Origin of the sequence: Halomonas sp. Bachu 37, from assembly GCF_039691755.1 — a bacterium.
Classification (GTDB): domain Bacteria; phylum Pseudomonadota; class Gammaproteobacteria; order Pseudomonadales; family Halomonadaceae; genus Vreelandella; species Vreelandella kashgarensis.
This window is the reverse complement of the sequence record NZ_CP137552.1, coordinates 3,272,582-3,296,081: the sequence shown is the minus strand read 5'-3', so window position 1 is coordinate 3,296,081 and position 23,500 is coordinate 3,272,582. Positions and strand designations below refer to the sequence as shown.

At 57.3% G+C, this 23,500-nt stretch carries 25 protein-coding genes; 12 read left to right on the top strand and 13 right to left on the bottom strand.

Annotation, left to right across the window (positions count from 1 at the left end):
- The first annotated feature begins 44 nt into the window (after positions 1-44).
- Complete coding sequence (locus R5M92_RS15155) at positions 45-2,558, top strand: heavy metal translocating P-type ATPase (RefSeq protein ID WP_346796799.1); 2,514 nt, start codon at positions 45-47, stop codon at positions 2,556-2,558.
- A complete protein-coding gene (locus R5M92_RS15150) occupies positions 2,555-2,800 on the top strand; it encodes a hypothetical protein (RefSeq protein ID WP_346796798.1) in 246 nt (81 codons plus the stop codon). The genes R5M92_RS15155 and R5M92_RS15150 overlap by 4 nt, the downstream gene beginning before the upstream one ends.
- Before the next feature lie 56 nt (positions 2,801-2,856).
- Here the strand turns inward: R5M92_RS15150 and R5M92_RS15145 are convergent, their stop codons facing one another.
- The 7 genes from R5M92_RS15145 to R5M92_RS15115 all read right to left on the bottom strand — a co-directional run bounded on the left by R5M92_RS15145 (position 2,857) and on the right by R5M92_RS15115 (position 9,487).
- The gene (locus R5M92_RS15145) at positions 2,857-3,225 is read right to left on the bottom strand and encodes a cation transporter (RefSeq protein ID WP_346796797.1); all 369 of its coding nucleotides are present in this window, start codon (positions 3,223-3,225) and stop codon (positions 2,857-2,859) included.
- Positions 3,226-3,306: 81 nt separating this feature from the next.
- Positions 3,307-4,128 (bottom strand): prolipoprotein diacylglyceryl transferase, encoded by an 822-nt coding sequence (lgt, locus tag R5M92_RS15140; RefSeq protein WP_346796796.1) that lies wholly within the window; start codon positions 4,126-4,128, stop codon positions 3,307-3,309.
- A 183-nt stretch (positions 4,129-4,311) separates the two neighbouring features.
- Positions 4,312-5,082 (bottom strand): copper resistance protein B, encoded by a 771-nt coding sequence (locus tag R5M92_RS15135; RefSeq protein WP_346796795.1) that lies wholly within the window; start codon positions 5,080-5,082, stop codon positions 4,312-4,314.
- 9 nt (positions 5,083-5,091) lie between these two features.
- Complete coding sequence (locus tag R5M92_RS15130) at positions 5,092-6,936, bottom strand: copper resistance system multicopper oxidase (protein WP_346796794.1); 1,845 nt, start codon at positions 6,934-6,936, stop codon at positions 5,092-5,094.
- A 66-nt stretch (positions 6,937-7,002) separates the two neighbouring features.
- Entirely contained in the window at positions 7,003-8,310 is a 1,308-nt protein-coding gene (locus R5M92_RS15125) for an ATP-binding protein (protein ID WP_346796793.1), read from the bottom strand.
- A 10-nt stretch (positions 8,311-8,320) separates the two neighbouring features.
- A complete protein-coding gene (locus R5M92_RS15120; RefSeq protein WP_346796792.1) occupies positions 8,321-8,986 on the bottom strand; it encodes a response regulator transcription factor in 666 nt (221 codons plus the stop codon).
- A 9-nt stretch (positions 8,987-8,995) separates the two neighbouring features.
- Positions 8,996-9,487 carry a copper-binding protein gene (locus R5M92_RS15115; RefSeq protein ID WP_346796791.1) on the bottom strand — a complete coding sequence of 164 codons (492 nt, stop codon included), beginning with the start codon at positions 9,485-9,487 and terminating at the stop codon, positions 8,996-8,998.
- 256 nt (positions 9,488-9,743) lie between these two features.
- Here R5M92_RS15115 and R5M92_RS15110 point away from each other — a divergent pair.
- Positions 9,744-10,918, top strand: a protein-coding gene (locus R5M92_RS15110; protein WP_346795833.1) for an IS3 family transposase whose coding sequence is annotated in 2 segments (ribosomal slippage) — positions 9,744-9,999 and positions 9,999-10,918 — 1,176 coding nt in all. Because the reading frame shifts where the segments join, the coding sequence is not laid out codon by codon here.
- Complete coding sequence (locus R5M92_RS15105) at positions 10,915-12,285, top strand: heavy metal sensor histidine kinase (protein ID WP_346796790.1); 1,371 nt, start codon at positions 10,915-10,917, stop codon at positions 12,283-12,285. Before R5M92_RS15110 ends, R5M92_RS15105 begins: the two co-directional genes overlap by 4 nt.
- A 2-nt stretch (positions 12,286-12,287) precedes the next feature.
- Here the strand turns inward: R5M92_RS15105 and R5M92_RS15100 are convergent, their stop codons facing one another.
- Positions 12,288-12,962 carry a heavy metal response regulator transcription factor gene (locus R5M92_RS15100; RefSeq protein ID WP_346799401.1) on the bottom strand — a complete coding sequence of 225 codons (675 nt, stop codon included), beginning with the start codon at positions 12,960-12,962 and terminating at the stop codon, positions 12,288-12,290.
- A 336-nt stretch (positions 12,963-13,298) separates the two neighbouring features.
- Between R5M92_RS15100 and R5M92_RS15095 the strand changes: the two genes are divergently transcribed.
- The 5 genes from R5M92_RS15095 (at position 13,299) to R5M92_RS15075 (ending at position 15,674) form a co-directional block, all read left to right on the top strand.
- Positions 13,299-13,844 carry a cytochrome c gene (locus R5M92_RS15095; protein ID WP_346796789.1) on the top strand — a complete coding sequence of 182 codons (546 nt, stop codon included), beginning with the start codon at positions 13,299-13,301 and terminating at the stop codon, positions 13,842-13,844.
- A 12-nt stretch (positions 13,845-13,856) separates the two neighbouring features.
- Positions 13,857-14,312 carry a DUF305 domain-containing protein gene (locus tag R5M92_RS15090; protein ID WP_346796788.1) on the top strand — a complete coding sequence of 152 codons (456 nt, stop codon included), beginning with the start codon at positions 13,857-13,859 and terminating at the stop codon, positions 14,310-14,312.
- Positions 14,312-14,866: a hypothetical protein gene (locus R5M92_RS15085; RefSeq protein ID WP_346796787.1), complete on the top strand. Its 555-nt coding sequence runs from the start codon at positions 14,312-14,314 to the stop codon at positions 14,864-14,866. The genes R5M92_RS15090 and R5M92_RS15085 overlap by 1 nt, the downstream gene beginning before the upstream one ends.
- 224 nt (positions 14,867-15,090) lie before the next feature.
- Positions 15,091-15,240: a hypothetical protein gene (locus R5M92_RS15080; protein WP_346796786.1), complete on the top strand. Its 150-nt coding sequence runs from the start codon at positions 15,091-15,093 to the stop codon at positions 15,238-15,240.
- Positions 15,237-15,674: a DUF411 domain-containing protein gene (locus tag R5M92_RS15075; protein ID WP_346796785.1), complete on the top strand. Its 438-nt coding sequence runs from the start codon at positions 15,237-15,239 to the stop codon at positions 15,672-15,674. Before R5M92_RS15080 ends, R5M92_RS15075 begins: the two co-directional genes overlap by 4 nt.
- A 64-nt stretch (positions 15,675-15,738) precedes the next feature.
- On the opposite strand, the gene R5M92_RS15070 is transcribed toward R5M92_RS15075, so the two are convergent.
- From R5M92_RS15070 to R5M92_RS15060, 3 genes are all read right to left on the bottom strand, one after another.
- Entirely contained in the window at positions 15,739-16,155 is a 417-nt protein-coding gene (locus tag R5M92_RS15070; RefSeq protein WP_346796784.1) for a PaaI family thioesterase, read from the bottom strand.
- Between the two features lie 198 nt (positions 16,156-16,353).
- On the bottom strand, positions 16,354-17,154 hold the full coding sequence (locus R5M92_RS15065; RefSeq protein ID WP_346796783.1) for a hypothetical protein: 801 nt from the start codon (positions 17,152-17,154) through the stop codon (positions 16,354-16,356).
- Between the two features lie 72 nt (positions 17,155-17,226).
- Positions 17,227-17,892 (bottom strand): hypothetical protein, encoded by a 666-nt coding sequence (locus R5M92_RS15060; RefSeq protein ID WP_346796782.1) that lies wholly within the window; start codon positions 17,890-17,892, stop codon positions 17,227-17,229.
- Positions 17,893-18,270: 378 nt separating this feature from the next.
- Between R5M92_RS15060 and R5M92_RS15055 the strand changes: the two genes are divergently transcribed.
- Positions 18,271-19,572: a carbohydrate porin gene (locus R5M92_RS15055; protein ID WP_346796781.1), complete on the top strand. Its 1,302-nt coding sequence runs from the start codon at positions 18,271-18,273 to the stop codon at positions 19,570-19,572.
- A gap of 116 nt (positions 19,573-19,688) precedes the next feature.
- Here the strand turns inward: R5M92_RS15055 and R5M92_RS15050 are convergent, their stop codons facing one another.
- Both R5M92_RS15050 and R5M92_RS15045 read right to left on the bottom strand, forming a co-directional pair.
- Complete coding sequence (locus R5M92_RS15050) at positions 19,689-21,863, bottom strand: malate synthase G (protein WP_346796779.1); 2,175 nt, start codon at positions 21,861-21,863, stop codon at positions 19,689-19,691.
- A gap of 205 nt (positions 21,864-22,068) precedes the next feature.
- A complete protein-coding gene (locus R5M92_RS15045) occupies positions 22,069-22,605 on the bottom strand; it encodes a DUF4142 domain-containing protein (protein ID WP_346796778.1) in 537 nt (178 codons plus the stop codon).
- Between the two features lie 131 nt (positions 22,606-22,736).
- On the opposite strand from R5M92_RS15045, the gene R5M92_RS15040 reads away from it, so the two are divergent.
- Positions 22,737-22,913 carry a periplasmic nitrate reductase, NapE protein gene (locus tag R5M92_RS15040; protein WP_346796777.1) on the top strand — a complete coding sequence of 59 codons (177 nt, stop codon included), beginning with the start codon at positions 22,737-22,739 and terminating at the stop codon, positions 22,911-22,913.
- An 11-nt stretch (positions 22,914-22,924) separates the two neighbouring features.
- The gene (gene napF, locus R5M92_RS15035; RefSeq protein ID WP_346796776.1) at positions 22,925-23,434 is read left to right on the top strand and encodes a ferredoxin-type protein NapF; all 510 of its coding nucleotides are present in this window, start codon (positions 22,925-22,927) and stop codon (positions 23,432-23,434) included.
- The last annotated feature ends 66 nt before the right edge of the window (positions 23,435-23,500 follow it).

Here is a 23,500-nt window from a genome sequence, read left to right as displayed (position 1 = left end):
CTCCTGACTGACCGCCTCGCTCGCACCCCATAAGGAGGATTGTGATGGCCGTTGCAACTCGTGACAGGATTACCCTGACGGTACCCGGCATGGGCAGTGACCACTGTGCCGGCATCGTGCGCAAGACGCTCGAACGCCTGGATGGCGTAGATGAGATCCAGACCAATATCGCCAACCATCATGTCAACGTGGAGGTGGCCAGCGATGGCCCCGACGGCGATGCCTTGAAGAAGGCCGTGGAAGGGGCCGGCTATGATGTGGCTGCCGTCAGTGGCGGTAATTCCAAGCAACAGATCCGTCTGACGGTGCCGGGCATGGGCTCGGACCACTGCGCCGGCATCATCCGCAGCACCCTGGAGCGGCTCGAAGGGGTCGAGTCCATCGACACCAATATCGCCAGCCATCGGGTGTCGGTCGCGGTTGCCACGGATGGCCCCGATGGTGAAGCACTCAAGAGCGCCGTGGAAGGTGCCGGCTATGATGTGGCCGCCGTGCAGACTAGCGAGGCGGAAGACGCCGACAGCGACGCCAAGATTGAGGAAGCCTACCTCAGCCAGGCCCGCAAGCGGCTGATCATCGCCGCGGTTCCCACTACCCTGATCATGCTGCTGATGATACCGCACATGTTCTGGCAGCCGATTCCGGGGTATCTGGCGATCATCGCCGTACTGGCCTTCCCGGTGGTGTTCCTCCATGGCGGTATCGCCACCCATAAGTCGACCTTGCGCTCGCTGAAGAACCGCACATTCAACATGGATGTGCTGATCTCCATGGGCAGCCTGCCGCCCTATCTGATCGGCCTGGTCGGCTTCGTCTATCCCATGACCTCGTTCATCGAGATGGCCGCCACCATCATGACCTTCCACCTGGTCGGCCGTTACCTGGAGGCACTGGCCAAGGGGCGCGCCTCCCAGGCCATTCGCCGCTTGATGACACTGGGCGCCAAGACGGCGCGTGTGGAGCGCAACGGCGAAGAAGTCGAGGTGCCGGTCAAGGAGCTTGCTCCCGGCGACATCATGATCGTGCGGCCCGGCGACAAGATCCCCACCGACGGTGAAGTGGTCGAGGGCGAGAGCCATCTCGACGAGTCCATCGCCACCGGCGAGTCGATACCGGTCTACAAGAGCAATGGGGACAGCGTGATCGGTGCCACCATCAACAAGGAGGGGCGCCTGCGAGTGAAGGCGACACGGGTCGGCGGCGATACCTTCCTCTCCCAGGTGGTACGCCTGATCGATCAGGCTCAGGGCTCGCGGGTACCGATCCAGGAATTCGCCGATCGCATGACCGGCCGATTCGTGCCGGTGGTGCTGGCCATTGCTCTGGTCAGCCTCGCGGCCTGGGCACTGTTCCCGGATGCCCTGCGGCCGATCCTCGAGTGGGGCGCCACCTTCCTGCCCTGGGTGAATCCCGAGGCCGCGACGCCGGTACTGGCGATACTCGCCGCCATTGCCGTGCTGGTCATCGCCTGTCCCTGTGCGCTGGGTCTGGCCACCCCCACCGCGCTGATGGTGGGTTCGGGAATCGGCGCCGAGCGCGGCATCTTGATCCGCTCCGGTGAGGCGATCCAGACCTTCAAGGACATCAAGGTCATAGTGCTCGACAAGACCGGTACCATCACACGAGGTGAGCCCAAACTGACTGACGTCGCCGCCGCCGAGGGGGTCGATGAAGCCGATTTGCTGCGACTCGCCGCCAGTATCGAGAACGCCTCGGAGCACCCCATCGCGCGAGCCATTGTCGACGGCGCCCGCGAGCGTGAGGTCCCACCCGAGGAGGTCAGCGGGTTCCGCTCCACCGGGGCACGCGGTGTCTCGGGCAAGGTCGGCGAGCAAAGCGTGCTGATCGGCAATCGCCGCCTGCTAGAAGAAGAGGGTGTGAGCGGCCTCGAGGCCTTGGACGAGGCCATGCGAGACCTCGAAAACAATGGGCGCACCGTCGTCATCGTCGCTGCCGACGGCAAGGCTCTGGGGCTAGTTGCTGTGGCCGATACCCTCAAGCAGGAGTCGGTCGAGGCCATTCGCGGCATGCACGAGCTCGGCCTGCACGTGGTGATGATCACCGGTGACAACGAACGCGCCGCCCGCGCCGTGGCTGACGAGGTGGGCATCGACGAGGTCCAGGCAGGCGTGCTGCCGGAAGGCAAGGTCGACGCCATCCGCGCGCTGCAGGAAAAGCATGGCAACCATGTGGCCATGGTCGGCGACGGCATCAACGACGCCGCGGCGCTGAAGCAGGCCAATGTGGGTATCGCCATCGGCGCCGGTGCCGATGTGGCTATCGAAGCGGCGGATGTGACTCTGGTGCGCGGCGAGCTGACCGGCGTGGTGGACGCCATGCTCCTCTCTCGCGCCACCTTCGGCAAGATCGTACAGAACCTGATCTGGGCCAGCGCCTACAACGTCGCCGCCATTCCCATCGCCGCCATCGGCCTGTTGCATCCGATGATTGGCGTTATCGCCATGACCACCAGTTCCCTCTCGGTGATCGGCAATTCTCTGCTGCTCAAGCGGCGTTATGCTCGGGCGCAATCCCAACCCAGTGGAGAATCCTCATGAAGCACTTCGACCCTACCCAGGAGAACCAGGAACGCTCCTCTACGGGGAATCGCGGCCACAGCGGCCACGGTTTGATGATGCTGGTCTGCGTAGCCTTGATGGGCGCCGCCGCCGTGCTACTGCTCTGGCGTGGCGAATCATTTGGCGGCAGCGCCTGGCTGCTGCTGCCTATGGTGCTATGTTTGGGCATGCACGTTTTCATGCATCGCCATCTCGGGTCTCAGCGTGATCGAGAGGAGTAACGTAGCTGAACGGGCAATAATGTGGTGCCCCCAACGGCAATAGGGGCACCTTTCTGTTAACGCTTGCGCCCCGTGCCTGGAGGAGTCTGATGACAGCTCCATGGCTCATGCTTGGCGTTGTCTTTTACATTCTGGTCGATAAACCGGTAATGCTCTTCCTTGAAGCGTGTCCACCAGTCATGGCTAAGCTCAATTGCATGCTTTTCGAGAATTTCCTCAACACAATCGAGACAGAGGCGCGTGGCATCGTAGGCCAGGTGCAGCTTTCGTTTCTTGTCATCGAATGAAACGTTGTCCAGTCCAAAGAGCTTATCGATATCCGCAACCGCAGCATGCACCCCTTCCAGGTCGCTGGCATCAAGCTTCAGATGGCGGGTCACCAGGTTGATCTCGGATACGCCCAAACGGTGTTCTTTATTGCTCATTACCATCCTCCGTCAACAATTCGGGTTACCTATCAGCGCTAATAACTTCAGCTATGGCAACCCTTGCGGGTGAGGTGCAGGTCAAGCGCCCGAACGGCTCTTGGCGAGCCCTGCCCGTTCTGTTTCCTCTTTAGCCTTGCGCCGCGACCAGATGACCAGTGCCGCACCGGAGAGGATCATCGGCAGTGTCAACACCATTCCCATGGTTACCCAACCAAAGGCAAGGAAGCCAATGTGTTCATCGGGCAAGCGAACGAACTCCACAGCAAAGCGGAAGAGGCCATAGAGCAACAGGAAAAGACCCGAGACCATTCCTCTACGACGCGGCTGACTCGAGAGCCACCACAGCACCACGAATAACACCACCCCTTCCAAGGCGAACTCGTAGAGCGCGGAGGGATGCCGTGGTTCTGGTCCCATGTGCGGGAATGGCATGGCCCAGGGAAGCTCACTGACCCTACCCGGCAACTCATGATTGATGAAATTGCCCAGACGCCCAGCGCCGAGCCCGATGGGGACCAACGGCGCAATGAAATCGGTTAGCTGGAAGAAGGTTAGACAGTGACGGCGAGCAAACAGCCAGGCGGCTACCAGCACCCCGGCAAGGCCTCCATGGAAACTCATGCCCCCTTCCCAAAGCTTGAAAAGCCACAAGGGATTAGCCAGTAGCTGATTGAGCCCGTAGAACAACGCATAGCCTAAGCGGCCACCGATGATGACACCCAAAGCGCCATAGAAGATCAGGTCACCGATATCGTCATGGTTCAGACCGAGGCGTTGGGCTCGCCGTCGCCCCAGCCACCACGCAGCCGTCAGCCCCACCACATACATCAGGCCATACCAATGAAGCTGTATCGGACCGAGGGAGAAGGCCACTGGATTGATTTGTGGGTACGGGATCATGGCAACTTCCTCGCGTCTTCAAGCTTCCACGAACCGTTTGGCGTTACGCCAACGAGTTAGCGCGCAGGCCAAACGGGTTCTCTTGTGATCCAGCTTAGCGCCAAGGCCTGAATAGAAGCTGAATACGGGCTGATGAATAAGCAAGGGTTCGTCGCAGGTATCCTTTACAGCCCGCCTAGGGATTTAAAACATCAACCTGACCCCCGCCACTACGCCGGTATCTTCGCTGCTGTCGCCGCTGGCACGGGAGAGATCCGCGGTGTCGCCGTACTCTTTCTCCCAGTAGGCGCCCACGTAGGGGGCAACGCGGCGTGTCACTTCATAGCCCAGCCGCAGGCCGACACGCACCGAGTTGAGCCCCTCGCCGACACCGAACTCCTTCACTTCACTTGCGGCCACGGCAATTTCGGTGCGTGGCTGCAGGTAGAGCCGTTGGGTCAGGCGCAGGTCGTATTCGCCTTCAAAGCTTGCGGCCAAGTCGCCCTCGTCGCTGACTTGTACGGCAGCGTCGGTCTCGATGCCATAAGGCATCACGCCTAGCAGGCTGATGACCCCATAGGTGCGCTCGTTATGATCATCCGAGAAGACGCCACCTTGATAACCTATCCCGCCCTGCAGCTCCCAAAAATCGGCGATCAGGCGGCTGTAGAGCAGCTCCAGGGATTCAAACTCGGCGTCTTCGCCGTCGCCCTGGACGTTTTCGCCTTCCGACTTGAGATATACGCGGTTGACGTCGCCGCCGTACCAGCCCTGGAAGTCCCATACCATGGCGTCCTGGCCTTTATCGGGCACGCTGTATTCAAGCCGGTCAAACAGGGCCATGCCCATCTTGTGCTCGGTCATGGGGGGCGGCCAGTCGTCGGGAGCCGCGTAGCCGTCTTCGGCCTGGGCCGTGGTGGCAACGGCCATGGCAAGCATCGCGCTGGTGTAGGCTAAGTAGCGCTTGATTTTCATACTGCCTCCTTAAGAAACCTGAACAACGCGGAACATGCCGGCATCCATGTGATAGAGAAGATGGCAGTGGAAGGCCCAGCTGCCCTCGGCATCCGCGGTGATCAGCGCCGATACCCGCTCCCCGGGCTTAACGTTCAGTGTGTGCTTGCGGGGTATCAGCTCTCCCTGGCCGTTCTCCAGTTCCATCCACATGCCATGAAGGTGAATGGGATGCTCCATCATGGTGTCGTTGATCAGGATCAGGCGTAGCCGCTCGTCCTTCTCGAAGTGGATGGGGCCGGACACTTCACTGAACTTCTTGCCATCGAACGACCACATGTAGCGTTCCATGTTGCCGGTCAAGTGCAGCTCAAGTTCGCGGCCGGGTTCACGCCGGTCTGGCCATGGAGTAAAGGCTTTCAGGTCGCGGTACACTAGCACGCGGCGCGCATCGGGATCGATGCCAATACCTGCCTGGTCATAGCGCGAGCCGGGTTGAGCTTCACCGGCAACCAGCATGCCGTTTTCGCGGGTCTTGGCGCTTTCTTTTTCCATGCCGCTGCCATGGTCCATGCCTTCCATATCACCAAGGTCCATGTTCTCCATCTCACTGTCCGCCATATTGGAGTGGTCCATTCCTTCTATGCCATCTTCGGACATATTTGAGTGATCCATGTCTTGTATGTCACTGCCGGACATACCGGAATGATCCATACCGCCCATGTCGTGGGCACCCATGGCTTCCATGCCGCGGTCGGCAATTTGGCGGCGCTCAGGGATTTCGGCCTGCATGCCTTCGCGCGGGGCCAGAGTGGCGCGGGCATAGCCGCTGCGGTCCATGGATTCGGCAAAGATGGTGTAGGCCTGGTCGTCTTCGGGAGACACCAGCACATCGTAGGTTTCGGCCACGCCAATACGGAATTCATCGACAGGAACGGGCTGTACCGGCTGGCCATCGGCGGCGACCACGGTCATTTTCAGACCGGGTATGCGCACGTCGAAATACGACATCGCCGAGCCATTGATCACCCGCAATCGCACGCGCTCACCGGTCTTGAACAGCGCCGTCCAGTTCTCCTGGGGTGAATGGCCGTTGAGCAGGTAGGTGTAGGTGCTGCCGGTAACGTCGGCGATATCCCGCGAGCTCATGCGCATCTTGGCCCACATGCTGCGCATTTGGACAGTATGGGAGAAACCGTTTTGGCGTACGTCGGCGAAGAAATCAGCCACCGTACGCTCCTGGAAGTTGTAATAGCCTTCCATGGTTTTCAGGTTGCGAAACACCGACATCGGATCTTCGAACGTCCAATCGGTGAGCAGCAACACATGCTCACGGTCGTAGCGAAAAGGTTCACGCCCGGCAGCGTCGATAATCAATGGCCCGGCGTGGCCAAGCTGCTCCTGAACGCCTGAGTGGCTGTGGTACCAGTAGGTACCGTTCTGGCGGACGGGGAAGCGATAGGTAAAGGTCTCGCCCGGCTCAATACCGGGAAAGCTCACCCCCGGCACGCCGTCCATCTCGGGCGGCAGGATCAGGCCATGCCAGTGAACCGAGGTGGGCTCATCCAAGAGATTGGTCACCCTCAGCACGGCATCCTGGCCTTCCTTGAGTCGGATCATCGGCCCGGGGCTGGTGCCGTTGATACTGATGGGGCGCGCGTCCTTGCCGTCGATCGGTAATGATTCACGACGAATTGCCAACGCAACATTGGGGCCTTCTTCACTACCATGAGGGTAGGTGTTGGTTCTGCCCCAGGGAGACGCCCAGGCGGGAGTTAACCCCATGGCCGCGGCGGAGCCTAGCCCAAGGGCGGCACCGCCTTTCAACACCTGACGGCGTGAGAGCGGGTGAGAAATGATACGTGAGCGTGACATGCATAACTCCATCAAAGGCAATTAGCACATCTTGATGGAAGAAGCTGAATCAAAGCTGAACAGCGACTAATGCTCGCTGAAAAGGTCCAAGGGCAAGATGATCACCACGCGCAAACCGCCCAGCGGGCTGCGTTCAAAGCGTGAAGAACCGGCATAACGCGTTACCAGCTGAGTCAGAATCGCCAGCCCCAAGCCGTATCCAGGGTGGCATTCGTCGAGTCGTGTACCACGCTCGCCTAGCTTGGCAAGGTCGCTCTCGGCCACGCCTTGCCCGTCATCATCAATGATAACGGTCAGCGAGTCGGCCAGTGCCAGATGGCAACGTACCTGCGAACGGCTCCATTTGCCCGCATTATCAAGCACGATCCCGAGCATTTCGGCAAAGTCGTGGGCCTCAATGGGGACCTGCTCTTGGCCGTGACCGCTATCGGTGAGTTGAAATTCACGCTCGGGATAGAGGGTGCGGAACATCTCGATCAAGCGTTGGCTATCCCGTGAAAGGTGCGCCATGCGTCCTGCATTGGGGCCCGCGATGCGTGCGCGGCGCAGCTCAGCATCCAGTTGAGTATTGATATCTTCTATTCGACTGAGAAGTTTATGTCGGCGGTTTTCGTCAATTGGTCGGTTTCCTCGAAGCACTTGTGTGACAGCCGCAAGCGGGGTTTTCAGCGCATGGGAAAGATTGGCGACCGACTCCCGTGAGCGCTGAAGGCGCAAGTCGATGTCATCCATAAAGCGGTTGAGCTGGGCGACCAAGGCGTCGAGCTCGGCCGGGGCGTCAAGCGAAAGACGCCGGCGCTCGCCTGCTTGCAGTGCTGCCAGTTGTCCACGTAGCTGCGATAACGGTGTTAGACTCCGGCTAACGGCCAGCATGTTAAGCGTGATTAGCATCACCAGCAGTCCTGCGGCAATGCCGGCTATCCACCAGTGCAGAGTGGCCAATCCTTCTTCTACTTGAGAAAAATCTTCCCCCACCAGCAGCACGCCGTCTACGTCCTGCCACTGAAAATGGCGACGGTAGACCAGCAGGTGCTGCTCGCCGTGTTTAACGTCCAGCAGCGTATCGCCAATTTCCTCGAGTAGTGGGGCAAGTTGACGCTGCCATTCGGGGGCGGAGGCGCTCACCGTATCGTTGAGGCGCAGTACATATAAGTGATGAAAGATTTGGTAGCCGTGGCTGACCGAGGCGAGCGAGGTGGGCACGGTGGTTTGGTCTTGCTGGAGCTGTGCTACCGCGTGGTCGGCTTCGCGCTGTAAGCGTTCGCCCAAAAAATCTCGAGCGAGGCTCTGCAAGAAAATCCCGTGAAGCAGCCAAGTAAGCACGACTACCAGCAACGCCACGCCGCCCAGCCATGTCAGAAGACGAAAGCGCAAACTACGTCGATTAATCCGCAATGAACACATACCCTTGGCCACGGCGGGTTTGAATCAGCGGCTTGCCCACATAGCGGCGTAAGCGGGCAATATAGACTTCTATCAGATTAGAAGCGGCTGCGTCCTGCTCAAGTGCGTAAAGTTGATCTAACAAGTGCTCTTTGGAATGAACACGATTCGGATGATGCATCAAATAGCGCAGCAGGCGGAACTCGGTAGCCGTCAACGGCTGTTCGGGCTTGCCATCCACGTTAACGCATTGGCTGGCTTCGTCCAGAACCACGCCACCAAGCGATAGCCGCGCAGAAAGTTGCCCCGAACGCCGTCGCCGCAAGGCTTTCAAGCGTGCCATGAGTTCGGCTTCGTGAAAGGGTTTGGTGAGATAGTCGTCCGCGCCTTTCTCCAAGCCGACCACCTTATCCTCCCAGGTATCCCGCGCGGTGAGAATCAAGATGGAATTGTCCTGCTTTTGCTGCCGCCAATGGGTGAGTAGCTCAAGCCCCGAGCCATCGGGTAAGCCAATATCGATAATGGCAAGCTCGTACTTCTCGGTTGCCATAAGCGACTTAGCCGCCCTCACCGAGGCGGCCAAATCGACCAGGTAACCGTTGTCTTTAAGACTCTCTGCTAGGCTTTCCGCCAACAGGTCATCGTCTTCCAATAGCAACAGTTTCATGCGACGGGATCACCCCTGAGTATCAAAGTTACCGTACATTCCAGCTTCATAGTGCCCCGGAATGTTGCAAGCATATTCCAGACCGTCGATATTCTCTGGGGCGGTCCAGACGAGGTCTGCTGTGTCACCCGGCGCAATGGTCACAGAGGGCATATAGCTGCCATGCTCTCCCTCAACCATAGCATGACCTCCATGTCCTCCATTACCATGGCTGCCTCCCATTTCCAGCATCAACTTGCGATGCTCCTCCTGGGCCTCGGCATCGCCGATCACGAATTCATGTTCGAGATTGCCGGTATTGATTATCTCAAACCTTATGGTCTCCCTGGGGACTATATCGAGCCCCACAGGATCGAACCACATGTCACCAGCCTCGAAACGGATGGTACGATCAACTTCGGCATCGCTCACCGATGTATGTAAATCACCGTGCTCACCGGCTGCAAAGGCAGCTGACGTAGTGATACCTAGGACCAGCGTCAGTAATAAAACCTTACGCATGGGATTACCTCATTGATTTAGTCAGGGAGGCTCACTTGTAACGCACCAACCTGAAGATAGGCTGAATTCAGCCAAAAATACTGTCAATCCATCTCGCACCTGGGCATTGGTAGTGTTTTGTTCGTTTCAATGACCGAGGAGAGCGAAATGAACAAGTTGTCGCTAAGGGGACGGATGGCTCTTTGTAGTGGCACAGTGAATCTGGCCACCTGATTTTGAGTGTATGATCACTCACATAGACAGTCAGGTGCAGATGATGACGAAGAAGAGAGCGTTCAGTCCGGAATTTCGCTTGGAGGCGGCCCAGCTCGTGGTCGATCAGGGTTACTCGCTGAAGGCGGCGTGTGAGGCCATGGGCGTTGGCAAATCCACCATGGAGTATTGGGTACGCAGGCTTCGTGCTGAGCGGGCAGGCAAGACTCCGCTGAAAGGTGAGGCTCTGACGCCGGAACAGCGTGAGATTCAGGAACTGAAGCGCAAGCTGCGGCGGGTGGAGGAAGAGAAGGAAATATTAAAAAAGGCTACTGCTCTCTTGATGTCGGACTCCCTGAACAATTCTCGATAATCGAGCGACTTGAAGAGAGCTATGCGGTGCAGCACTTGTGCCAGGTGTTTGGGGTGCATCGCAGTAGCTACCGGGCCTGGCGTGACCGGGACAGAAGGCCCTGTGAGACTGAGCAGAAGCTGCTGGACCAGGTTGTCGAGGCGCATACCGTCAGTAACGGCTCTGCCGGCGCTCGCAGCATCGCCAAAATGGTCACGCAGGCTGGAACATCGCTGAGTCGTTACCGGGCCAGCAGACGGATGAAGCAGTTGGGGCTGGTGAGCACACAGCCGCCAAGCCACGCCTACAAGAAGGCGGATCAGCCGCACCTGGATATCCCGAATTTTCTCGATCGGGAATTCGACGTAAAGGAGCCCAATCAGGTATGGACCGGCGACATTACCTATATTTGGACAGGGGCACGCTGGGCTTATCTGGCGGTGGTCATCGATTTGTATGCCCGTAAACCCGTGGGCTGGGCATTGTCCTTGTCTCCGAATACGGAGCTGGTGAAGAAGGCACTGACCATGGCCTACGAATCGCGTCGAGAGCCACCGGACATTCTGTTTCATTCGGATCAGGGTTGCCAGTACACCAGCCTGGCATTCCGACAGATGCTCTGGCGCTACCGGATGACGCAGAGTCTCAGTCGCCGTGGCAATTGCTGGGATAATGCCCCGACAGAGCGCTTCTTCAGGAGTCTGAAAACGGAATGGATGCCAGAGATTGGCTACCCCAATGTTGCGGCGGCGAAGCAATCTGTCACTGATTATATGATCGGTTACTACAGCAGCCTCAGGCCGCACAAGCATAACGGTGGCCTACCGCCGAATGTGGCAGAAAAGAACTACTGGAATACTCAAAATTCGGTGGCCAAAAACACTTGACCACTACACTTCTTTTCGTAATGGTCGTGACCGCTGTGCTCACGCTCGCGGCTGTCAGCTTTAACTATTTTTCTCGACTTCATTTCGAAAGACAGGACGCCCAGGCTCTCGATTCCAAAGTCTCTGCCCTGAGGGCGATAATAACGCGAGAAGATGATTTCGACCCGGGGATGGTCTCGGATATCCAACGCTTGTTCGACACTTCGTTTGGCTTTGCGGCTGCTATCATGTCGGGCGATCGGATCATGTACTCACACCACAATCTGTCCGAGGAGTTGTCTACATTGCTAAGCCCCTCGCAAGACAGCCGATGGGTAGTCCAGTTAGGGGAAAAGCGTTACAGCGGTATAACCGAGTGGATCGAGGAGTGGGCCGGTGGAGAGGGAGGAACGGTCCAACTGGCCATGGACGTGACACACCGCGCTCAATTCTTCGAAATGATCCGGCGATGGTTCATCTACACCCTCATCGCCAGCGCCATTCTCAGTGGCGCGCTCGGCTTCGTCTTCATCCGCCGCGGCCTCAAGCCGATATCCCGGCTCTCGAAGACGTCTTCCATGATCACGGCACACTGCCTGGATACGCGTATTTCAACTGCGTCTGTGCCAGCCGAGCTGCATGAGCTCGTTGCTAACTTCAATGCAATGCTCGAGCGACTGGACCAATCCTTTCTACGGTTATCGAATTTTTCCGCCGATATCGCCCACGAGCTGCGCAATCCTCTCAACAGCATGCTGACGCAGACAGAAGTGGCGTTAATCCAGGATCGTGAAAATGCCGACTACAAGGAGGTTCTTTATTCTACCCTCGAAGAGCTACGCCGGATGTCACGCATGGTTGACGATATGCTTTTCCTGGCGAAAGCCGACAATGGCATGATCACTCCAGACTTCGACGATCAAGACCTGGCCAGGATAACTTCGAGCGTGCTGGAGTACTACGAGTATGCCGCTGACGAGAAAGGCATCAAGCTCATCATGCATCGTCAGGGTGCGGCACGGGTGCGAGGCGACAATCTCATGCTGCGCAGGGCGGTTTCGAACATCATGTCCAACGCAGTTCGCTACGGCGACGCAGGCACCACGATCGATGTTCAGCTATCTCGGGTTGGTCAGTGGGTGAGTTTTGAAGTAAGCAATCACGGGCCAACGATCCCGCCCGAGCACATCGACAATTTGTTCGATCGTTTTTACCGTATCGATACGGCCAGACGTGAGGGAAGCACATTGAATGCCGGTTTGGGGATGGCTATCACTCGCTCCATCGTCGAGGCACACAGCGGAGCGATTTACTGTCAATCCGCTGACGGTATTACCACGTTCGGGATGAAGTTACCCGTAGCGCGGGAGCCATCAATTCCAGCGTAAGCCTAGCGAGATCCTGGCTCGTCGATAAGGTAACCCATGCCGCGTACGGTATGGATCAGCTTTATCGGGAAATCATCATCGATTTTCGCTCGCAGCCGTCGAATAGCGACTTCGATGATGTTGGTATCGCTATCGAAATCGATACCCCAGACTTTTGATGCAATAAACGATTTGGATAGCACTTCACCACAGTGGCGAAGCAGTAGCTCCAACAACATGAATTCTTTAGCGGTCAGGTCGATACGTCTGCCGCCGCGCGCTGCTCGCCGCTTGATTAGGTCCAGCTGGAGATCTTCAATGATCAAGGTTGGCTGGAAGGCGGTGCCATTTCCTCGGCGAAGCAGCGATTTCACCCGGGCAAGCAACTCGGAAAAGGCAAACGGTTTGATTAGATAGTCGTCCGCTCCGAGTTCGAGTCCCTTCACGCGGTCCTCGACCCGATCGCGCGCAGTCAGAAATAAGGTTGGCGTCTGCCGTCCGGCCGCACGAACGTTTTCAAGCACTTGCCAACCATCCATATCAGGCATCATTACATCGAGCACTAGCAGGCCATAAGGCTCGTTGACGGCTTGCTGGAACGCGTCGGCACCATTAGTCACGAGATCAACGACAAACCCTGCCTCAGTCAATCCCTGTTTCAAGTACACGCCGGTTTTGGGCTCATCTTCTGCAACCATGATTTTTAATGGCAGCTTTTTCACAGGCGGCTCCTGGCAGTAGCTCATTGTGCAGCTCGAGGCGGCAAATCGGACGGACGGACCGAAGCTTTGTGCGACTGAAAGTCTACCGAAAGAATACCATTGCAAGTGAAACCCGGCCTAAACCGCCCTTTCGACGAGTATGAACTGCCCGGCTCCCTTCTTGCCCGGATAGCATTAACCGAAGCAAGGCCAGAAAAAATGTAACATTACAATTCTGTAAGCTTAGTGTATTGGTCGAAACTTCACTGTTCGGATCCGGTCACGTAGACAAGGACGAGCTTAACTCGCCCTGGCTAAACGTGAGGTGACGTTATGCAGACGAAAACGCGGCAACTCGCGATAGGTGCAGCCGTTGCGTTAGCAGCGGTGGTTCTGATTGCGTTCGTTGTCGGTATTTGGGTAGCGTATTCGGGTGCCTATAACGTGGCCGCGACCGAAGATCACCAACCCGTCGTTCGGTGGGCGCTCGAAACCACGATGAAAAACTCGATTTCGGATCGGGCCGAAGACATTGAGGTGCCGTTGCTCGATGACGCAATGGTTGCTCCTGGCGCAACTCGCTACAAATCAATGTGCCAACACTGTCACGGCGGCCCGGGGGAAGAAAAGAGTGAATGGGCCCAGGGTATGCTGCCTCAACCGCCGCATCTTCCCGACGTGGTTTCAGAATGGGAACCCAACGAGGTGTTCTGGTTGGTAGAGCACGGCGTTCGCATGAGTGGGATGCCTGCGTTCGGTCCAACGCACAGCGATGATGAACTCTGGGAAATCGTTGCCTTCGTCATGCGTCTTCCCGGCATGACGGCAGATGAGTTTGCTGATTTCGATACGGAAAATTCAACAGCCCACGGACATTAAAAGGAAAAAGCGATGAACATGTCTTACTGGCGTTTCGGCGCGATGGTTACGACGTCCACGATAATCATGTATGGGGTGATGTACCTCAATACCTATGCCTTCGAGCACGTGTTTTGGAGCGAAACCAGAGCCTGGATGGCCTTGGTCATGGGTGCTGTGATGGCTGTTGTGATGCTGAGTTTCATGCTCAACATGTACCAGAAGAAAATGATGAATATCGCGATTTACGTGGGAAGTGCTCTGCTCTTTATCGCTGCGTTATGGCTCGTCCGTAGCCAAGCGACGGTTGACGACACGGCGTACATGAAGGCGATGATTCCTCACCATTCGATCGCGATCATGACAAGCGAACGCGCGCAGATTACAGATCCTCGCGTTCGTAAGTTGGCCGACGATATCATTGCTGCGCAGCGTCGCGAAATTGCCGAGATGAAGTACCTTATCCGCGACCTTGAGAGGGCAGAATAATGTTGACTCGTTTACCAAGCCACGCTCGAAAGACGTTTCTCTTCTCTGCTGTCGTGTCAGGCATCGCTTTGTTCGGCGGCTATGGTGATTCCGCGACTGCTGATACGAAAAATTCGACAATGCAAGGTCCGTCTCCTGAAGTGGTCGGTGCGCAGGAAGCTGTTCAGTCGCCTGATATACCGGCCATTGATCCGCAGACGATGGAAGACGCCGAGATCGCGAAGGTGTTGGGCGACGTTTCGTATTGCGCCTACCGTTATACCGCCGAAAGCCTGCCGATCCTGGCGATAAGCAACGCTGATCATAGCGAAGAACCGCTTGGCGTGACCAAGATCCATGGTCGGCTGGTGGAGCTTTCAGCAGACAAGGCGCCGGGCTATGAAAGCCTGGAGGAGGGCTTGAAACTCTCTGCTGAAGGTTTGGAAATGCGGGTGGCTTCTGACAGCGAGGAGAAGCCTGAATCAGGAGAACTCATTGAGGCGGAGCTGCACTTTTCGCTGGAGCAGGGACTGACCGTCGGATATCTCGGCTGGTATGAGTGCCAGTCGAAGTGAGCATTGCTCCCGACTTGGCCTGAGTAGTATTCATCATCTCTAATGTTGTGGTGGCAAGTACGGCCTTAAGCTGAAGCACGCCTGAACCCAACGGGAAAAAAATGATCTGTAACAACCAATATGTTGAATGCGCTATCTGTCACTTGACCTTGGGGTAACCCCAGGGTTGTAAGCTTCATACATTGTTAGGCCATGTTGCTTTGGTTGCTGCGCGGAGGCTTGCCATGATGAATGCCGATTGCTTTGCTTTGATGGGTTCCATGGGCTGGTTTGGTTGGCTCATGCCTTTAGCGTTTCTACTGTTGATCGGGTTAGGTATCGCCTCGCTCACTAAATACCTGTTTAGCCGTGCCCCACTAGGAGATCGCATATGAACCGTTTAACCGCTTCTGTAATTTCGAGTGCCCTGTTGCTGGGGGCCGCCTCGGTTCAGGCAGCGCTACCCGACGAAGCCACGATGTACAAGAACCCGCAGTGTGGCTGCTGTGATGGCTATGCCCGCCATCTGGAAGAGTTGGGTGTGGAAGTCAAGATTGTTGATGATGTCGAGTTAGGTGATATCAAGCTCCAGGCAGGCGTGCCTTACGGCCTGGGGTCGTGCCATACCATCCAAATCGGCGAGTACTGGATCGAAGGTCATGTACCGATGGAGGCGGTCGAAGCGCTATTCGAACAGCAGCCCGACGTAGACGGCATTGGCCTGGCCGGCATGCCGATTGGAACGCCGGGAATGCCGGGACCTCAAAAAGAGCCCTACGAGGTGTACACGTTTACCGATCAGAAAGACTCACCCTTCATGACGCTTTGAAGGGACTCGAGACAGCACGCCAGAGCAACTGGGAGCGCCACTGGGTAGCTGTGGCGCTCTTGCTTTACTCCTTGTCGGGCAGTGCGTAGCTCGCGGTCACATGGACGACCGGGCGTGTTTCATCGCTTGCGGAGAAAATCTGCACTTCCCCTACCGCCAGGCGACGGCCGAGCTTGATCAGCTTGGCATGGGCGATAATATCGTGCTCGCCGGAGGCGGCGCGTAGGAAGTGGCAATTCAGATCGCAGGTGACCGCCATCGCTTCGGGGCCGATCTGAGCCAGTATCGCGACATATAACGCGACATCGGCAAAGCCCATCATGGTGGGGCCGGAAACCCGAGGCCCCGGGCGTAGATGCTCATTACCTATGGTCAAGCGCATGGTAGCGCTCATATCGCCCACGCTTTCGATTCTGCCCATACGCTGGGGAAATACCTCATCCAGAAAATGCTCGATCTGCTCGGCAGTCATCACTGTCATTATTGTTTTCCTGTCTTTGGCCCATGGCGGGACTAGAGGTGAACTGGGTTTCGAAATGCTTGCCTCGGAAAAAGAATAACTTCTGACAGTCTCCGGGTCATCAGAGTCTGTCGATAAGGTGGTGAGCATCGAGCGGGCACAAAAAAAGGTGCATGAAAACATGCACCTTTTAGACTTGCCTTCTAGCGTCCAGCGTTTTTAATCTTCATCGGAATCCGAATCGTTGGAATTCGAGCCATTTGAATTCGAACCATTGTTATCCGAATTATTTTGAGCTTCCGACCTCAGCGTGTCGGCTGGTCCCTCTGAGTCTTCTGAACCCACGGGAGTCGGCGGGGTCTGGCTTTCTGCCCCCATGCGGCGCTGAGTTCCTGAGTTCCCCATGCCGCTCTGACTGTTAGAGCCTTGGCCAGTAGAACCCTGGTTTGTGGAACCTTGCTGATTGCTGCCTTGGCTACCGCTTGTGTTCTGGCTGCGAGCGGCATCATGCATACCCTGCATGTAGCCCTGTCGATAACCTCTCACCAGACCCTGCTCAAGACCTTCTTCCTTACCTTCGATGTAACCTTGCAGGAAGATATAGGAGCTCCGCTGATCGGAGCCTTGAGATTGGTCATTGCGACGGCTTTGCTGATTTCTCTGCTCGTCGCCATACCCATAGCTATCGCCGCGATACTGCTGACGATCTTGCTGATCCCGCGACTGGCTGCGTTGGCGGTCTTCGCGGTCGTAACCATAGTCATAGTCATCGCTTTGATATTGACGACGCTGATCTTCCCATCCCTGGTTACGCTGACGATCTCTTTGGTCGTAATCGCTGCTGTAGCGATTATTCTGGTATTGCTGACGATCCTGGTTATCTCGTGATTGATAGCTTTGCTGGTTTCTTTGGGAATTATCGTAGCCGTAGCTACCGCTGCGGTTGTCTTGCTGTGCTACCGCCACGTTTGTCGCGAGCGCGGTCGATACGGCAGTCGCAATAATCAGTCGCTTGAACATGATGCCTCCGGTAAAACGAATGTTTACATGATTCATGGCAGCCCATGCTTATTCATAGGCTGCCAAGCCGGCTTAGTTGCGGTTCTGGTTATAACGATTGCTGTCTTGATCGCGCCACTGATTGTCCTGATTGTAGCGGTTCTGATCGTCGCGCCACTGGTTATCGTTGCCGCGGTTGTCGTCGCGCCATTGGTTATTGTCGCGGCCCCGGTTGTCATCGCGCCATTGGTTATTGTCGCGGCCCCGGTTGTCGTCGCGCCACTGGTTATCGTTGCCGCGGTTGTCGTCGCGCCATTGGTTATCGCGGCCCCGATTGTCGTCGCGCCACTGGTTATCGCGGCCCCGGTTGTCGTCGCGCCATTGGTTGTCCTGGCGGCCCCGGTTGTCGTCGCGCCACTGGTTGTCCTGACGGCCCCGGTTGTCGTCGCGCCACTGGTTATCCTGACGGTTCTGATCGTCGCGCCAGCGGTTGTCCTGATTGTAGCGGTCCCGGTCGTCGCGCCACTGATTGTCCTGACGGTTCTGATCGTCGCGCCAGCGGTTGTCCTGATTGAAGCGGTCCTGATCGTCGCGCCACTGATTGTCCTGGCGGTTCTGATCATCGTTCCAGCGGTTATCCTGGCTGTAGCGATCCCGATCCTGCCATTGATTGTCCTGGTCCCACTGCTGTGCCATAGCGGACCCGGAAGTTGCCAGTGCGGTTGAGATGGCTGTTGTGATTAAAAGCTTCTTGAACATGACTATGCTCCTTTAGTCATTAAACGAAACTGAAGCCTGGCCGTTGGCTGGTCATGACCAAGCCATACAACACACAAGCTAGCCACCATTTCTGAAAATTAAAAATCATCGCGCGGTATTTTTTTAAAACAATTTGGGCACATGAAATAGTGTTAGGTTTAACAGGTCGTAGACTTGACGAATTTAATCCAATAACACGGTTTTTATTAGAAAGTTAATAGGAGTACTGGCTGCTCGAAGCCAGCGACATGGGCTACCCTTCTATCACCGCTTGGCTTCGAGGCCTTCGGTTACGTGTTTCTCGACGCCGGGATCGTATATCGCAGCCATGCGCTTGACGCTCGGGAGACAGGACGACTGGTGAGTTGGGGGATAGTTATGGCAAGCAACGGGCTTCGTTATGGGGTGATGACGCTTGGCTTATGGGCCGTCTTTAGTCCGGTTCAGGCGAATTCCATTTTCGATTCGAGCTCGGCCTGGATGCTCGGCGACTGGAACGGCAAACGCAGCAGCCTTGAGCAACAGGGTGTGGAATTCAACCTTGGCTATATTTCGGAGTCGGCATGGAATGCTCATGGTGGCTATAACCGTGATCGAACGGTGCGCTATAGCGACCAGTGGACGACCGGCATTTCATTTGACCTCGATACGTTGTTCGGCCTGCCGAATGCCAGCTTTCAATTCACCCTGACCAATCGCAACGGAGACAATCTCACTACGGATCGTCTGGTCTATCCGGAGAGCGGTAGCGTCTCGTCGGTTCAGGAGGTCTATGGTCGCGGCAACGTCACTCGTATTACCCAGCTCTGGTATCGGCAGCAGTTTTTCGACGAGGCGCTGGACGTCAAGCTCGGGCGTATTCCGGTCAGCGACGACTTCGCCACGTTCGACAGCCGCTTCCAGAATCTTTATCTGGGCAGCGCCCAGCCGGGCAACCAGGCGGGTTCCATCTGGTACAACTGGCCGGTCAGCCAGTGGGCAACACGTGTCAGGTGGAACGCCACCGGCGAGCATTACGTGCAGATGGGTCTGTTCGACCTCAACCCCTCCAATCTCGATCCCGATAATGGTCTGGACCTCAAGCACAGCGGTACCACCGGCGCCTTGATTCCCGTGGAGTTCGGCTGGACACCCGAACTGGGCAGCGATTCACTACCTGGACAGTACAAGATCGGGGGTTACTACAGCACGGCCGGTGCCACGGATTACACGGCTGACCGGGAAGATGCCACGCAGAGCTATCGCATGGGGCTTTACTACGTGGTGGACCAGCAGATCACTACTCGTGACGATGATGTCTCGCGGGGATTGTCGCTGTTTTCCATGAGCACGTGGAACGATCGGGACACGGCCTATATCGACAAGTACGTTTCGATCGGGATGCAGTACAAAGGACCTTTCGATGCCCGCCCCAAAGATGATTTCGGCATCGGTCTGGCCTGGGCCAACGTCAACGAGCACTACGATACCTACATGCGCCGCGATGCGTCAGGCGGTCAAGCCTCTCCGGGTCCGCGTCCGGCACAGAGCGAGGAGTACAACGCCGAGATCTATTACGGATTTCATGTGGCCGACTGGCTGGTGTTGCGCCCCAATCTGCAGTACGTCATCCACCCGGGCGGTGTGAACGATACCGACAATGCGCTGGTGGGTGGGTTGATGGTAGAGGCCAATTTATAGCTATCTTCTCTTCTACCGGCTCCAAACCCATCAATAACTGAGTTTGCAGCCGGTAGTCGATTTGCCTCATGAGCACCCTAGGCCCCTAGCATCGCCTAGCGTGGTCGATTCAAGACTTACTTCGCCTTGTGTACCTGGCGCCACTCGTGGAGCAGCGGCTCGGTGTAGCCAGACGGCTGAACGCGGCCCTTGAAGATCAGGTCGGATGCCGCCTTGAACGCCGTGGAGGCGGAGAAGTCCGCGCTCATGGCAGTATAGGTCGGATCGCCTGCGTTCTGCTCGTCGACCACCTTGGCCATGCGCTTGAGGGTCTCTTCGACACGCGGCGTGTCGACGATGCCATGGTGCAGCCAGTTGGCAATGTGCTGGCTGGAGATACGCAGCGTGGCGCGGTCTTCCATCAGGCCGATATCGTGAATATCCGGTACCTTGGAACAACCCACTCCGTGCTCCACCCAACGAACCACGTAGCCGAGGATGCCCTGGCAGTTGTTATCCAGCTCCTGCTGAATTTCCTCATCAGACCAGTTGGTGTCTTCGGCCACCGGCACGGTGAGCAGATCGTCCAGCAGGTCCACTTCACCCTGGCTTTCCAGCTCGCGCTGGATGTCGCCGACATTGACCTGATGGTAGTGCAGCGCATGCAGGGTGGCGGCGGTAGGCGAGGGCACCCAGGCGGTATTGGCGCCGGCCTTCGGGTGGCCGATTTTCTGCTCCAGCATGTTGTGCATCAGGTCCGGCATGGCCCACATGCCCTTGCCGATCTGGGCGCGACCGCGTAACCCGCAATCCAGGCCGACGAGAACGTTATTGCGCTCGTAGGCGCCGATCCAGGCAGCGCCCTTCATGTCACCCTTGCGGATCATCGCGCCGGCTTCCATGGCGGTGTGCATCTCGTCACCGGTACGGTCGAGGAAGCCGGTGTTGATGAACACCACGCGAGAAGCCGCCTCGCTGATACACGCCTTGAGGTTGACCGTGGTGCGGCGCTCCTCGTCCATGATGCCCATCTTCAGCGTGTCGCGGGTCATGCCTAGCAGGTCTTCCACGCGGGAGAAGAGCTCGTTGGAGAAGGCGACTTCTTCCGGGCCGTGCATCTTGGGCTTGACGATGTAGACCGAACCGGTGCGCGAATTGCGCGGCTGGTCGGCATCCTTTTTCAGGTCGTGCAGGGCCAGAAGCGAGGTCATCAAGCAGTCGAGAATGCCTTCCGGCAGCTCGTTACCGTCGGCGTCCAGCACTGCCGGCGTGGTCATCAGGTGGCCGACGTTACGCACGAACATCAACGAACGCCCCGGCAGGGTGATGGCGTTGCCATCGGTGGTCTGCCAGGTACGGTCGGCGTGTAGCTGGCGCGTGATGGTCTTGCCGCCCTTGTCGATCCGCTCTTCAAGATCGCCTTTCATCAGGCCCATCCAGTTGCTGTAAACGCCCACTTTATCTTCGGCGTCCACGGCGGCGACGGAGTCTTCGCAGTCCATGATGGTGGTCAGCGCAGCTTCCACCACCAGATCCTTGACGCCCGCCGGATCGGTCTTGCCGATGGGGTGGGTCGGATCGATCTGGATTTCCAGATGCAGACCGTTATTGGTCAGCAGGATGGACTCGGGCTTGGCGGCATCGCCGGTAAAGCCGATCAGCTTGCCGGAATCCTTCAGCCCGGTTTCGCGGCCGCCTTCCAGCGTGACGATCAGATGGCCGTCACGTAGCAGGTATTTCACTGCATCACGGTGCGAGCCGGTGGCCAGAGGAGCGGCACGATCGAGCACGCCACGGGCGTAGGCGATGACCTTTTCGCCGCGCTTGGGATTGTACTCGCTGCTCTTTTCCGCGCCGTCTTCCTCGGAAATGGCGTCGGTGCCGTAGAGGGCATCGTACAGGCTGCCCCAACGGGCATTGGCGGCGTTCAGCGCATAGCGGGCGTTGCTTACCGGCACTACCAGCTGCGGGCCGGCCTGGATGGCGATCTCGCGGTCGACATTGGCGGTGGTGGTAGTAACGCTACTCGGCGCTTCCACCAGGTAACCGATCTCCTTGAGGAAACCGCGATAAGCCGACATATCCCTGACCGGGCCGGGATTTTCCCGGTGCCAGCTATCCAGTTTCTGCTGCAGCTCCTCGCGCTTTTCCAACAGGCTGCGGTTGCGGGGAGTCAAGTCATGAAACAGGGCATCGACTCCGGCCCAGAAAGCATCCGCATCGACTCCGGTGCCCGGCAGGGCTTGCTCGGTAATGAAGCGGTCCAGCTCAGCGGCCATCTGCAGGCGATGGCGAGAGATACGTTGGGACATAGAGGGCTCCTCATGTTCGTCGGCGGTCGGCTTGTGCCGGGCGCAAGATAAGCGGGAGTGGCATCACTCAACCAGCATGTCACGATTTTGTGGAAAATACTTCCACATGTAAACCCGAAGAACCGATCCCTTCACTAGACATAAGGTTAATCCAGCGTCATGAGTATTGATTCAGAGCCCAGGATGGCTTGGCGCCCGGCTGGAGTCACTCATCTGACGATGGGTTATCGCCTTCCTGGCGCTGGTTCTGCAGCATCCCAAGATGCCGGCGCAATGTTTCATGGGTCACTTTCAGATGATTCGCCTGCTCGGACTGCTCGATGCTTTCGGGGCGGTTTTTCTCCAGATACTCCAGCGCCTGGCGGTGGATATCCTCCTGATAGGCGAGAAACTGGCTGTCGAACTCGGCTCCCTGCTGTCTCTGCAGTGTCGTATAGGCCTCGTTCTCTCCCGCGCTGTAGCCTGTCGAGCTTTCATCAGACGGGGGCGACGAATGCCCGGCCTCGTTCAGCCACTCTTCGAGAATCCCATGATCCACGGCGAACTCTTCCGCCAGCTCGCTGATTTCATCGGCGTCGGCCCGCTCTTGGGCCAGTAAACCCAAGGTTTGCTGATGCTGATGAAATTGGCTGAGCCGACTCATGGGATCGGATGATGCGCTCTCGTCAGCCGTGGCAAATGTCGCTGCCGCGAACGTCAGTGTGCCCAGCAAGATCCCGACAGGTTGGTAAACCATTCTCATTGCAAGCTCCTGGTCATCGTTTGACAGAATTTGTCAGAAAAAGAAGCGAAACACTGGCAAAAAACGAGGTTGTCAGCGGCGCTGATGATTCCTAAGGTAGTACAAGGAGTCGCGTTGCGGTGAGTTTACTTATGCAAAGAACTGAGGAAAGAACCGAGGATAAACGAGAGAAAAGACGTGAGCTGCTCGTCTTCCTTTTTCTGGCCGGGATCCTGTTTCCGATCCTCGCCGTGCTGGTGGTGTCCGGTTATGGTTTTCTGGTGTGGATCTTCCAGATCTTCACCGGGCCTCCCGGCCCACCGGGATAGCGGGGGCCGCCATGATGAAAACAGCCAACTCGACGCCGGTGAACCGCTCGAAGCGGGCTCTGCTGTTTGGCCGCCGGGCCGACCACCCGCCGGCGTTGCGGCCACCCTGGTCGCTTGAGGAGAAGCACTTCATCGCCCGTTGCACCCAGTGTGGTGACTGCGGGAGTGCCTGTGAAACCGGCATCATCGTTCGTGGTGATGGCGGCTTTCCCGAAATCGATTTCAATCGCGGTGAATGCACCTTTTGCGGTGCCTGCGAGCAGGCTTGCGAGGCCGGAGCCTTTGACCATACCCGGGAACCAGCGTGGGATTACGTCGCCACGATCGGTCAAGGCTGCCTGGGGCTGGAAGGTGTCTACTGCCGTAACTGCGGCGAGAGTTGCGAGGTCGGGGCGATCCGCTTTCATTTCAACACCCATCGGGTGCCCGAACCCACGGTGGAAACCGAAGCCTGTACGGGGTGCGGTGCCTGCGTCGAGAACTGTCCTACCCAGGCCGTGACGGTAGGTCACCGAGCCTAGTGCAGGCCAAAAAAGCCTTGAGAATGAGACTGCAAGACCTGACCGTGGAACTAGTAAGCAAGGATG